Below are 13272 nucleotides of genomic sequence, written 5' to 3' on the forward strand. Positions count from 1 at the left end.
GTTTTCAACAGGCTATCCTACAAATGAATAACTAAGTCTGGACAAATATTTTCAACCCGTTGAGTATTTTGTTAGATTTGCCTTAATTCTCCATTGTACTACAAATATTATATATGAATTACGACATCATTATTATCGGAAGTGGACCAGGCGGATACGTTGCAGCCATCCGTGCAGCACAGTTAGGCTTAAAGGTTGCAATCGTTGAACGCGAATCCCTTGGTGGAATTTGTTTGAACTGGGGTTGCATTCCTACCAAGGCCTTGTTAAAAAGTGCCAATGTTTTTGAATATATAACTCATGCAGCAGATTATGGCATCAAAGTTCAGGGTTCAGAAGCCGATTTTGGAGCAATAATTAAAAGAAGCCGTGGCGTTGCCGAAGGAATGAGTAAAGGTGTACAGTTCCTGATGAAGAAGAATAAGATCGATGTCATCATGGGTACAGGAAAAATAAAAAAAGGCGGTAAAGTTGATGTTTTGGGACCTGATGGATCTTCAAAAGAATATTCTGCCACACATACCATACTCGCTACAGGCGGTCGTTCAAGAGAATTGCCTAATTTAAAGCAGGATGGTAAAAAAATTATCGGTTACCGTCAGGCAATGGTTTTACCTGAACAGCCTAAATCTATGGTAGTTGTAGGTTCTGGTGCTATTGGTGTTGAATTCGCTTATTTTTATAATGCTCTGGGAACTAAAGTAACCATCGTTGAATATCTCGACAATATTGTACCTGTGGAGGATGAAGATATTTCGAAACAACTATTAAGAAGTTTTAAGAAATCAGGAATAACCATCATGACCGGAACCAATGTGGAGTCAGTTGATACTTCCGGTACCGGTTGTAAAGTACAGGTTAAAACTGCTGCCGGAACTGAAGTAATTGAATGTGATATTGTTCTTTCTGCGATCGGAGTTAGTCCGAATCTTGAAAATATAGGTTTAGAGGAGGTTGGAATTCAGATTGAAAAAGGCCGTGTTCAGGTTGATGATTTTTACAAGACTAATATTGAAGGCGTTTATGCTATAGGTGATATTGTTAAAGGTCAGGCACTTGCACATGTAGCATCGGCAGAAGGTATTATTTGTGTTGAAAAAATTGCTGGTCATCATCCCGAACCACTAAACTATAATAACATCCCGGGTTGTACTTACTGTTCTCCTGAGATCGCTTCAGTTGGATATACTGAAAAAGCTGCAAAAGAAGCCGGATATGAAGTAAAGATCGGAAAGTTTCCATTTTCAGCATCAGGTAAAGCAAGTGCAGCCGGAGCGAAAGATGGATTTGTCAAGGTTATCTTTGATGCCAAATATGGAGAGTTTCTTGGCGCACACATGATCGGTACCAATGTTACAGAAATGATCGCTGAAGTTGTGGTAGCAAGAAAACTTGAAACCACAGGTATGGACATCGTAAAAACTGTACATCCGCACCCTACAATGAGTGAAGCAATCATGGAGGCAGCAGCGGATGCATATGGTGAAGTGATTCACTTGTAAAAATTAATTTAAAGAATTGACAAATAAGTTCTGATATGAAATTATACACGATCGATACTGGTTTTTTTAAGTTAGATGGTGGTGCTATGTTTGGCGTAGTTCCAAAATCCATCTGGCAAAAGACTAATCCGGCAGATGAATTTAATCTTTGTACCTGGGCGATGCGATGTTTGCTGGTACAGGATGGCGATCGTCTGATACTCATCGATAACGGTATTGGTTATAAACAGGATGAGCGTTTTTTAAAACATTACCATTTACACGGCAATGATACTCTTGAAAAATCACTTGAACATCATGGATTCTCTAAAGATGATATAACTGATGTTTTTTTAACCCATCTGCATTTTGACCATTGTGGAGGGTCTATTGAGAGACTGGAAGACGGGACTTTAGTCCCGGCTTTTAAAAATGCAAACTACTGGAGTAATAAGGAGCACTGGCAATGGGCAGTTGAACCTAATGATAGGGAGAAAGCCTCATTTTTGAAGGAAAATATTTTGCCTATTCAGGAAAGCGGAAAACTTAAATTTATTGACACTGTTGATGGAGTTTCATTTACCGAAAACATTAAGATCCGCTTTGCTTATGGACACACGGATGCCATGATGTTGCCTCAGATCAGTTATAAAGGTAAAACCATCTTATATATGGCAGATATGCTCCCATCAGTGGGGCATATTCCAATGCCATACGTAATGTCTTATGATATGTTCCCGCTCAAAACATTGAATGAGAAAAAGAAATACCTCGAAGAAGCAGTTCAAAATAATTATATCCTGTTTCTTGAACATGATCCTGTGAACGAATGCTGCACACTTCAGGAAACAGAAAAAGGTATCCGTGTTAAGGATACCTTTAAGTTAAGCGAGATCTAAATTTTTATTCAACTACTAATTATTGTTTATAATTTACTGATAAACAATAATTTATGGTATAATAACCTCTGGCTTAGTTCCGGTAATCTGATCAATTTCTTCCATCACTTCATTTGTCAGCAAAGGAACCACTTCCAATGCAGTCAGATTTTCCTTTAGCTGTACTGCCTTTGAAGCACCCAGGATGACAGTACTGACATGAGGATTTTTTAAACACCATGCAATTGCGAGTTTAGCTAATGAGGTATTTAGTCTCTCTGCAATTGCCTGCAATAATTTAACCTTATGTATGTTTGACTCAACAAGCAGTCTGTTTCTTAACCATTCGAGATTATCCATGCTGAAACGTGCATCTTTTGGATCGGCATTATTGTATTTTCCAGAAAGTAAACCGGATGCCATCGGACTCCAGATGGTTGTTCCCATCCCAAAATCTCTGAACAATAATAAAAACTCCATTTCCATTTTATCACGCCAAAGCATGTTATACTGCGGCTGCTCCATTACAGGAGGCACTAAATGGTTCTTTTCAGCAAAATAATGAGCCTGCATGATCTCTAATGCACTCCACTCTGAAGTACCCCAATAAAGGGCTTTACCTGATTGAACCAATTGATGCATTGCCCAAACAGTTTCTTCAATAGGTGTTTCCTTATCCGGACGATGGCAATAGATCAGATCAACATAATCAAGCTGCAAGCGTTTCAATGCATTGTGAGTTCCTTCAAAAAGATGTTTTTTGGATAGACCGATCATATTCGGCTTCTTTTCTTCTGCTCCGAAAAATATCTTACTGGAAACGATATAAGAACTACGATCCCAATTTTTCTTTTTCAGGATCTTTCCCATAACGACCTCTGACTTACCACCTGCATATCCTTCAGCATTGTCGAAAAAATTAACACCGCCTTCGTAAGCAATATCCATAAGCTCTTCAGCAACTTTATCTTCGATCTGCTGACCAAAAGTTAACCAACTTCCCAGCGAAAGTGCACTAACTTTTAGCCCTGATTTACCTAAACGTCTGTATTCCATGATTTTATGTTTATTATATTATAGATTGTTTTCTTCTCTAAATTAGCAATTTACAAGTCAAAAAAACATTTATCATTTCATCATTTTTAAATTATATAGGTCTGTATTATTTTATAAATTGTCCCCATAAATGTAATTGAGATTCGCAACTTGCGGAAATAAAGAAATGCAGCTTACCCAACTGGAAATTAAAGGTTTTAAAAGCTTTGGTGATAAAATCACGATCAACTTTAACGAAGGTGTGACTGCTATTGTCGGACCTAATGGTTGCGGGAAGTCGAATGTTGTGGATGCAATACGCTGGGTACTCGGAGAACAGAGTACACGAATGCTGCGCTCTGAAAAGATGGAAAATATTATTTTCAACGGCACAAAAACCCGCAAGCCTTCCAATCTTGCAGAGGTATCCCTAACCTTTGATAATACCAAAAATATACTTCCGACAGACTTCACCAAGGTTACCATTACCCGAAAGCTCTATCGCTCAGGTGAGAGTGAATACAGGCTAAATGATGTTCATTGTCGTTTGAAGGATATTACAGACCTTTTCCTGGATACCGGGATCGGGTCAGACTCCTACTCTATTATTGAGCTTAAAATGATCGATGAGATCATTGCCAACAAAGACAATTCACGACGTGCATTATTTGAAGAGGCTTCCGGGATATCCAAATACAAACTTCGGAAGAAACAAACCTTCAACAAGCTAAAAGATACAGAAGCAGATCTGAGCCGGGTTGAGGATCTGCTATTTGAAATAGATAAAAACCTTAAAACACTTGAAAATCAGGCCAAAAAGGCTGAGCGCTACTTTAAATTAAAAGAGCAGTATAAAAGTCTAAGCATCATGCTTGCTTCCTTTCGAATAATTAGTTTCAGGGAATCACTTGCAAGGCTTGAAGACAAGGAGCAACAACATTCCCTTAGTAATACCGGGATCAGTACTTCAATTAGTAATCTGGAAGCTTTAATACAGCAGCTAAAACTGGATAATTTGAACCTGGAGAAGAACCTGTCCATTCAACAAAAAGCAAGTAATGAATTTATATCTAAGATCAGGAATTATGAGAGTGAAAAAAAGCTAAAAAACGAACAATTAAGATTTCTGGAGGATAAAAAAAGCAGGCTGAGTGATGAATTAGAAAAAGACAGAAATCAATTAAATCATGTTTTTTACAATCAGAAACGCTTGAATGAAGAACATCTTCAGGAAAGTGAAATTCTTGAAAAACTTAGAAATACTGTATCATCGCAGCAACTGGAAATAACTGAACTAAGAACCAGGCAGCAAAAGTCGAAGTCAGAACTGGATACATACAGCACAGAAAACAACGAGCTTCAGAACCAGGTGTATAAACTTGAAAAAGATATTGCGATCCTTCATATCCAAAAAGATGCTCTTTATCAGGAAGGTAGCCGTAACATGGAGGATGCCCGTTCAAAAGAGACTGAACTGAACGAGTTTAATAAAGTGATTGCTGAGATCGGTAGCAGACTGGAGAGCAAGCAAAAGGAATTTAATCACAATAAAGAGCTTGAAGATGAGCTTAACAGACAAATTCAGCGAAGTACTGAACAGTTAAAAGAATTTAAAGAATCACTGAATCAGGAAAGCCGAAAACTAGACTCTAAGCAAAACGAATATAATCTGACCAAATCGATGGTTGACAATCTGGAAGGATTTCCGGAATCAATTCGTTTTCTGAAAAAAAATACTGCCTGGGCGAAACAGGCTCCCCTATTTTCAGACATTTTGTTTTGTCGCGAAGAATACCGGATCGCGATTGAGAACTATCTTGAACCTGTAATGAACCATTATGTTGTTGAAACACAATCGGAGGCTATTCAGGCCATCCAATTGCTTAATGATTCATCAAGAGGACGGGCAAACTTCTTCATACTGGATGCCCTTAATAAAATAGCTAAACGTACTACCGATAATTTAACTAGTCAAAACCTGATTCCTGCACTGGAAATAATTGATACGGATTCAAAATACCGTCCGCTGTGCGAAATACTTTTATACAATGTTTATCTCCTGGAATCAGGTGATGAACAGGAAATTAAGTCCTCATTGCCAGAAGAACAATACGTAATTCTTAGTAAATCAGGGATGTTCTCTAAGACCCGAATTGGAATGTCAGGAGGCTCTGTAGGATTATTTGAAGGTAAGCGAATCGGACGTGCTAAAAACCTTGAAAAGCTTAACAAAGAGATCCATACAACAGAAGCAGGAATCATAAAATTAAAAAATGAAATTTCATTTGAGGATGAAAAACTTAAAAACCTACTTGATTCATCCCAAAAGGAACAGTTACAATTAGTGCAGGTAGAAATTAACAAGTTAGGTAATGAGTTTACTTCAGTAAAGACAAAACAAGAACAATACCTGGCATTTATTGAAAACAGCCTGAACAGAAAACAAGACATAGAACTTAAGATTTCCAGTATCAGCAATGAATTATTGGCTTCTGAGCCCCTACTATTGGAATTAAAGAACAGTAAAGAAATTAAGCAGGCCCAACTCCTCAGTTTTCAGCAGGAGTATAATGACCTTGCTGAGTCGCTTAACATAAAATCGGGATTTTACAATCAGGAAAATATACGGTTTCATCAGCAGCAGAACAAAGTCTCAGGAATAGAAAAGGATCTCGAATACAGAGAAAGTCAGCAACGAACATTCGAAACCAGAATAGAATCCAATCAGGCAGAATTTGAGAAAACACAAATTAGTATCAAGGATGCTTTACAGCATGCAGATCATTCGGATGAAGATCTGATTGCAATGTATGCACAGAAAGAAGAGTTTGAAATTGCTGTAAGAGATTCCGAACAGGCATATTATACCTCACGTGGAAAGATCACTGAGATCGAAGAAAATATTAGTACTCTGCGTCGTAATAAAGAACAGTCAGACCTTATCAGCAACGAGTTAAAAGATCAGAAAACAGCTATCAAACTGGAGTTAAATGCCTTAAAAGAAAGATTATCCGTTGAATTTTCAATTGATATTTCCGATCTGCTGGATGAAGAGATAAATACCGAAAATGGGTCTGAAAACGAGCAGGATCTGCGTGAGAAAACGGAACGGCTCAAAAGGCAGCTTGATGAATTTGGTGCGATTAATCCTATGGCTATGGAAGCCTATCAGGAGATGAATGAGCGGTATACATTCATTCAATCACAGAAAAAAGATCTTGCAGAAGCTAAGGCATCCTTATTACAGACAATTAAAGAAATAGATGATACCGCAAAAGAAAAGTTCATGGATGCATTTATAAATGTCAGAACACATTTTATAGAGGTTTTCCGTTCCCTTTTCAATCAGGAAGATAGTTGTGATCTGATATTAGCCGATCCCTCTAATCCATTAGAATCTGATATTGACATTATTGCAAGGCCAAAAGGTAAAAGACCACTTTCTATAAATCAGCTATCAGGAGGTGAAAAAACTCTGACAGCTACAGCTTTACTGTTCTCTCTGTATTTACTAAAACCCGCTCCATTCTGTATATTTGATGAGGTTGACGCTCCTCTTGATGATACGAATATTGACAAGTTCAATAATATCATTCGTGAGTTTTCAGACCGCTCACAATTTATAATTGTATCCCATAATAAGCGAACAATTGCCAGTACAGACATTATATATGGTGTTACAATGGCTGAACAAGGTGTATCCAGAGTAGTTGCAGTTGACATTCGCGAAGTTGCTTAATATTTAAACCGATAATCCTAAAATTAATTACTGTCTATATCCTGATAAGATCGATATGAAGAAACTACTAATAACAATTGCTTTACTTACAGGATTTTTGGCAAATGCCCAGGATGTAGATCGTTCTAAATTGCTTAGAGATATAGAAACGTTATCATCAGATAAGTATGCTGGTAGAAAAACAGGAACAGACGGAAATAATGCAGCAGCGGAATATATTTCTGGAAGATTTAAGGAGACTGGCCTTAGGTCATTTCAGGACAAGTTCAGACATCCATTTAGTTTTAAAAACAGGAAGTCAGAGCCTATAAACGGAACCAATCTAATTGGGTTTGTAAAAGGTAAAACAGATGATGTGATCGTAATTTCAGCACATTATGACCATGTGGGAGTAAATAATTCACAGATATATAATGGAGCCGATGATAATGCATCAGGAGTTTCTGTATTATTAGGAATTGCTGAATATTTCAAAGACCACAAACCCCGGAATACGCTCCTGTTCATCGCTTTTGATGCAGAAGAAATGGGTCTGCAAGGGGCTTATGCTTTTATAAAAGAACCTTTACCGTCCAGAAACTCCATTATACTGAATGTTAATATGGATATGGTTTCTCATAATGACAAGTCAGAACTATATGCTTCAGGTACATACAAAACTCCGGTTTTAAAGGAGATAATAAAAGGTGCGGATGAAAATACAGGAATAAACATCCTGTTTGGCCATGACATTCCTGGTTCAGGCAAGGATGATTGGACCATGCAAAGTGATCAGGGTCCTTTTGCAAAGGAAAATATACCATTTATTTATTTCGGGGTTGAAGATCATGATGATTATCACAAGCCAACTGATATTTTCGCTAATATTAATCAGGATTTTTTTCATTCAGCTTCAATTGCTATACTAAGAAGTATAATTAAACTTGATAAAGACCTAAATAAGATAAAGGCAAATACCGCAGATTCCTTAAAAACAAAATAACTATCTTTGGATTGCAAGCCGTTCTATCGCCGTGATGCAAATCAAGGAGGAAAGTCCGGGCAACACAGAGCATTCTGCTTCCTAACAGGAAGGCGCCATAAATTGGTGACGGAAAGTGCCACAGAAAATATACTTCCCGCTCAGGTGGGTAAAGGTGAAAACGTGAGGTAAGAGCTCACGGCATCACATGGTGACATGAGGTGCGGTAAACCCCAGGAGTTGAAAGACCAAATAGGTTCCGGAAGCGAAGCTGCTCGTTTCCTTATGCCGCAAATGCGGCATTTTCCGGAATGGGTAGGTCGTTAGATCACGCGAGTAATTACGTGGCTAGATAAATGATAGAATTCCCGAGTTTTCGGGAAACAGAACCCGGCTTACAGGCTTGCTTTTTATTAAACTACAATACCTGGATAAGGAATTTAAATTACCAAATAAACTATTAGTTAAATTCCCTGTTTATCAGGTTTAATTGGCAGGATATTTGAGCTGACGACTATACATATGGCAAAAATTTTAATCGTAGATGATGAAAGAGCAATCCGTAATACACTACGCGAAATCCTTGAATACGAAGAATATCAGGTTGATGATGTAGATAACGGTGCTGACGCATTGGAGCTCATTAGAAAAAATGAGTATGATCTGATCCTTTGTGATATCAAAATGAATAAAATGGATGGAATGGAAGTTCTCAGCGAAGGACTTAAAATTCAACCAGATTTACCATTTATAATGATCTCAGGGCATGGAACGGTAGAAACTGCCGTCGAAGCAAGCAAAAAGGGGGCTTATGATTTTATAACCAAACCACCTGACCTGAACCGGCTTCTGCTTACAGTCAGGAATGCGTTGGAACGCAAGAACCTGGTTACCGAAACCAAGGTTTTAAAGCGTAAAGCCAGTCGAACAAGAGAGATACTTGGAAATTCAGCAGCTATCCAACGAATAAAAGATACCATTGAAAGAGTGGCTCCTACTGAAGCCCGTGTATTAATTACCGGAGCTAATGGAAGTGGTAAAGAATTAGTCGCTCGCTGGCTTCATGAAAAATCGAACCGTGGAAGTTCCGTTTTAGTTGAGGTTAATTGTGCTGCAATTCCTTCTGAATTAATTGAAAGTGAATTGTTTGGTCATGAAAAAGGGTCTTTTACATCTGCTATAAAGCAAAGAATAGGAAAATTTGAACAAGCCAGTGGCGGAACTCTGTTTTTAGATGAAATTGGCGACATGAGTCTTTCTGCACAGGCAAAAGTTCTGCGTGCCCTTCAGGAGAATAAAGTAACCCGTGTAGGTGGTGAAAAAGAAATCGAAGTTGATGTTCGGGTAATTGCTGCAACCAACAAAGATCTTCAAAAAGAAATTGAAGCAGGTAATTTCAGAATGGATCTTTACCATCGCCTTAGTGTGATCCTTATCCATGTTCCTCATTTAACAGAACGAAAGGAAGACATTCCGATGATCGCACAAAATTTTTGTGAAGAAATTTGCAAAGATTATGGGATGCCTGTAAAAAAGATCAATGACGCGGCCATGGAAGCATTACAGGCTTTGGAATGGACAGGTAACATCAGAGAACTTCGGAATATGATCGAACGTCTGATCATCCTTAGTGATAAAGTAATCACAGATAAAGATGTAAAAGCTTATGCTAACCCTGGTTCACTTTCATCCGGATCTGAAAATAGTGCAAGTAATAATCACACAAATTTTGATCAGTTTACAAATTTCCAGGAATACAAAGATTTTGCAGAACGTGATTATATAAAGTACAAACTGGAAAAGAATAATTGGAATGTTTCAAAAACAGCTGATGATATTGATATCCAGAGAAGTCATTTATATAGTAAGATTGAAAAATATGGGCTAAAAAGGGCCGATTAAAAGAATATAGTTTAAGCCAAAAGCACAAAGCTAAAGCATGTTTTAAGTCCATGCCAGCCTTATCCTTTTGGCTTTTTGCTTTTATCTTAAAGCGTTTTTATTTCTGCTACCAATTTTTGAAGTACAGATTTCGCATCTCCAAATAACATGGAAGATTTAGGCTGGAAAAAGAGTTCATTTTCAATACCTGCATAACCCGGATTCATACTTCTTTTATTAATAATAACCAATTTAGCCAGTTCGACGTCAAGTACAGGCATTCCATAAATTGGAGATCCGGGGTCTGTTTTAGCTGCAGGGTTTACAACATCATTTGCTCCCAGCACTAAAACAACATCAGTTTGAGGAAATTCTTCATTTGCATGTTCCATTTCCAGTAATCTGGCATAATCTACATCTGCTTCTGCAAGAAGTACATTCATATGCCCTGGCATACGGCCTGCAACCGGATGGATCGCATAATTAACTTCAACACCCTTGTCACTTAGTAATTTTTCAAGTTCATGGCAAACATGCTGAGCCTGAGCAACGGCCAAACCATAGCCAGGAACGATCATCACCTTTTTTGCATAACTCATTACAACTGCTGAGTCACTGATACTTATTTCTTTATAGGCTCCCTGATCTTTACTTGCCGCACCTGATGAAGCACCACCAAATGAACCAATCAATACATTACTCAATGGCCGGTTCATGGCTTTACACATCAGGATGGTTAAGATAGTACCTGCTGAGCCAACCAAAATACCACCGGTCAGCATCACAGGATTATCATATAAAAATCCACCGAACGCTGCTGCAACCCCTGTAAATGAGTTCAGCAAGGAAATTACAACTGGCATATCTGCCCCACCGATCGGCAAAACAAAAAACAATCCGTAAATGATTGACAACACAAAAACCACATAGAACAAGGTTCCTGCAGCAGGATCACCAGAAATAATCAGATAAGCTGAAAGACAAATAATCACTGCAAAAATAACCAGGTTCATTATATGCTGACCATTGAAGGCAAAATCCTTTATTCTTCCATTAAGTTTTGCCCATGCAATCATACTGCCGGCAAAAGAGATAGTACCGATGATCAAACCGGCAAAAATGATCAGTAGTGTGCCACTATCAGTTGCTCCGCCAGACTGAATTTGATGATTAAGATGATCAAATTCTACTATTGAGATTAATGCAGCGCAAGCACCACCCATACCATTAAACAGACTGACCATTTCAGGCATAGCTGTCATTTTCACTTTTTTGGCGGCTATAGTACCCAGAACGGTACCGATGATCAATGCTGCAAAGATCCAGATATAATTTCCAAGCTTAACTCCACCTTCTTCATATAGGAAAATGGTTCCCAAAATGGAAATTGCCATTCCCGCTGCTGCGATAAGGTTTCCTCTTCGGGCACTTTCCGGATGACTTAACATCTTTAATCCGATGATAAACGTTACAGATCCGATCAGGTAACAAATGATTAGTATATTTAATTCCATTCTATTCTAAATTCTTAATGTGAAATTATCTTGAGTATAAAGCTGAAAGCACTAAATTTCTATTTTTTCTTTTTAAACATTTCCAGCATCCGATCTGTCACCACAAATCCGCCAACCACATTTAAGGTGCCCAGGATCACTGCAAGGAATCCAAGCGTAAGCGCAAGCAGATTATTACTTTCAGCCTTTCCCATAACAATGATTGCTCCTATTATGACCACACCATGGATGGCATTTGCTCCACTCATCAGAGGGGTATGCAGAACACTGGGTACTCGACCAATTACTTCGATTCCTAGAAATACACTCAGAATTACGATGTAGATCATTTCCTGATGCAGCGATAGCCAGCTAAACATTGTTTCCATATTTTTATTTTAATGATTATATCCGGGTTGCTAATTGCTTATAAAAACAATCGAACAAAAATCTGATACCAATAACCTATTTCTTATTAATTAAATTTAAAACCTAAAACTTACAAAAGTTCTTTCACTCTTGCATTACAAACCTCGCCATTATATGTGATACAGGTACCCTTGACCAGATCATCTTCAAAATTCAGATTGATCTGTCCTTCAGCTCCGAAGATCAACTGGAGAAAATTTAAAATATTCTTTCCATAAAGCTTGCTTGCATCAGAAGGCATGGTTCCCTGAAGGTTTGAGTTACCGATAATGGTCACATTTTTATAAACCACAGTTTCTCTGTCTTTAGTTTGTGTGGTGTTTCCTCCAGTAGCAGATGCCAGATCAATGATCAGTGAACCGGTTTTCATAGAATCCAAAATACTGTCAGGTAAAAGTATCGGAGCTTTCTTGCCCGGTATTTGAGCAGTAGTTATGATCACATCTGCTTTTGCAGCAACTTCTGCAATTCGCTGCTGCTGTTTCTGTTTGTATTCTTCTGTTTGATCTACTGCATATCCACCAGCTTTCGAGGCATCAAGTGCACCTTCGACTTCAATAAATTTCGCCCCCAAACTCATAACCTCTTCTTTAACAGCTGGCCTGGTATCAAATACTTCCACAACTGCTCCTAATCTTTTAGCTGTTGCAATGGCCTGTAGTCCTGCTACCCCTGCGCCTAGTATCATCACCTTTGCAGGTGCTATACTTCCTGCAGCGGTCATGAACATTGGAAAATATTTAGGCAACTGCATAGCTGCAAGTAAAACTGCTTTATACCCTGCAATATTTGCCTGTGAACTTAAAATATCCATGCTCTGAGCCCTGGTAGTGCGGGGGAGCATATCCATGCTAAATGTAGTTAATCCTTTCCCTGCCCATTCCTTTATTAATTCAAAATTGGCCAGGGGATTATAAACTCCTAAAACAACTGCATCTTTTTTTACATGATTCAAATCCTCATTTGATATTGGATGAATACTAAGGAGAATATCAGAGTTCTTCAAAACATTCTCTCTTGAGCTGAGCTCAGCGCCCTGTTCTGAATACAGGGAGTCTGATGCAAAAGCAAGGCTGCCGCAATTATGCTCCGCTAATACATGAATATTCTGTTTTTTGAGTACCGCGATGTGTTCGGGAATTAAAGAAACCCTGGATTCTGAAGTCGGTTCGCGTAAGATGCCAATAGTCATTGAATTCGCTGTATATAAGTGTTTCAGACAAAATAGTAAAAAAATGTAGTAGTCATATATTCATCATGAAAAAAATACAAATTCCTCTGGATCAAAAAATATGTATAAATCAAGCGGGAGTAGATCTTGGCATAAATAGAAGAACTAATCCATAATTTGAGCTTAAAAAACTATATTTGCGCT

Annotated in this window: 9 protein-coding genes and 1 other RNA gene; 6 read left to right on the forward strand and 4 right to left on the reverse strand. The window is 38.2% G+C overall.

What is annotated here, in order from left to right:
* Window positions 1-113: 113 nt before the first annotated feature.
* Both lpdA and BLR27_RS08620 read left to right on the forward strand, forming a co-directional pair.
* Window positions 114-1502, forward strand: a complete 1389-nt coding sequence (lpdA, locus tag BLR27_RS08615; protein WP_090703778.1) for a dihydrolipoyl dehydrogenase — start codon at window positions 114-116, stop codon at window positions 1500-1502.
* A 35-nt stretch (window positions 1503-1537) separates the two neighbouring features.
* Complete coding sequence (locus BLR27_RS08620; protein WP_090703782.1) at window positions 1538-2380, forward strand: MBL fold metallo-hydrolase; 843 nt, start codon at window positions 1538-1540, stop codon at window positions 2378-2380.
* A 51-nt stretch (window positions 2381-2431) separates the two neighbouring features.
* On the opposite strand, the gene BLR27_RS08625 is transcribed toward BLR27_RS08620, so the two are convergent.
* On the reverse strand, window positions 2432-3415 hold the full coding sequence (locus BLR27_RS08625) for a potassium channel beta subunit family protein (RefSeq protein ID WP_090703786.1): 984 nt from the start codon (window positions 3413-3415) through the stop codon (window positions 2432-2434).
* 166 nt (window positions 3416-3581) lie between these two features.
* On the opposite strand from BLR27_RS08625, the gene smc reads away from it, so the two are divergent.
* The 4 genes from smc to BLR27_RS08645 all read left to right on the forward strand — a co-directional run bounded on the left by smc (window position 3582) and on the right by BLR27_RS08645 (window position 9996).
* Entirely contained in the window at window positions 3582-7133 is a 3552-nt protein-coding gene (gene smc / locus BLR27_RS08630; RefSeq protein ID WP_090703790.1) for a chromosome segregation protein SMC, read from the forward strand.
* A 55-nt stretch (window positions 7134-7188) separates the two neighbouring features.
* Window positions 7189-8115 (forward strand): M28 family peptidase, encoded by a 927-nt coding sequence (locus BLR27_RS08635; RefSeq protein WP_090703794.1) that lies wholly within the window; start codon window positions 7189-7191, stop codon window positions 8113-8115.
* Between the two features lie 10 nt (window positions 8116-8125).
* An RNA gene (rnpB, locus tag BLR27_RS08640) (RNase P RNA component class A) lies at window positions 8126-8508 on the forward strand.
* Between the two features lie 108 nt (window positions 8509-8616).
* Window positions 8617-9996 carry a sigma-54-dependent transcriptional regulator gene (locus BLR27_RS08645; protein WP_090703798.1) on the forward strand — a complete coding sequence of 460 codons (1380 nt, stop codon included), beginning with the start codon at window positions 8617-8619 and terminating at the stop codon, window positions 9994-9996.
* Window positions 9997-10082: 86 nt separating this feature from the next.
* Here the strand turns inward: BLR27_RS08645 and BLR27_RS08650 are convergent, their stop codons facing one another.
* The 3 genes from BLR27_RS08650 to BLR27_RS08660 form a co-directional block, all read right to left on the reverse strand.
* Window positions 10083-11489, reverse strand: a complete 1407-nt coding sequence (locus BLR27_RS08650; RefSeq protein WP_090703802.1) for an NAD(P)(+) transhydrogenase (Re/Si-specific) subunit beta — start codon at window positions 11487-11489, stop codon at window positions 10083-10085.
* Window positions 11490-11548: 59 nt separating this feature from the next.
* On the reverse strand, window positions 11549-11857 hold the full coding sequence (locus tag BLR27_RS08655) for an NAD(P) transhydrogenase subunit alpha (RefSeq protein WP_090703805.1): 309 nt from the start codon (window positions 11855-11857) through the stop codon (window positions 11549-11551).
* Window positions 11858-11967: 110 nt separating this feature from the next.
* Entirely contained in the window at window positions 11968-13089 is a 1122-nt protein-coding gene (locus BLR27_RS08660; RefSeq protein WP_090703809.1) for an NAD(P) transhydrogenase subunit alpha, read from the reverse strand.
* Window positions 13090-13272 lie beyond the last annotated feature (183 nt).

Source organism: Daejeonella rubra (genome assembly GCF_900103545.1).
GTDB lineage: Bacteria > Bacteroidota > Bacteroidia > Sphingobacteriales > Sphingobacteriaceae > Daejeonella > Daejeonella rubra.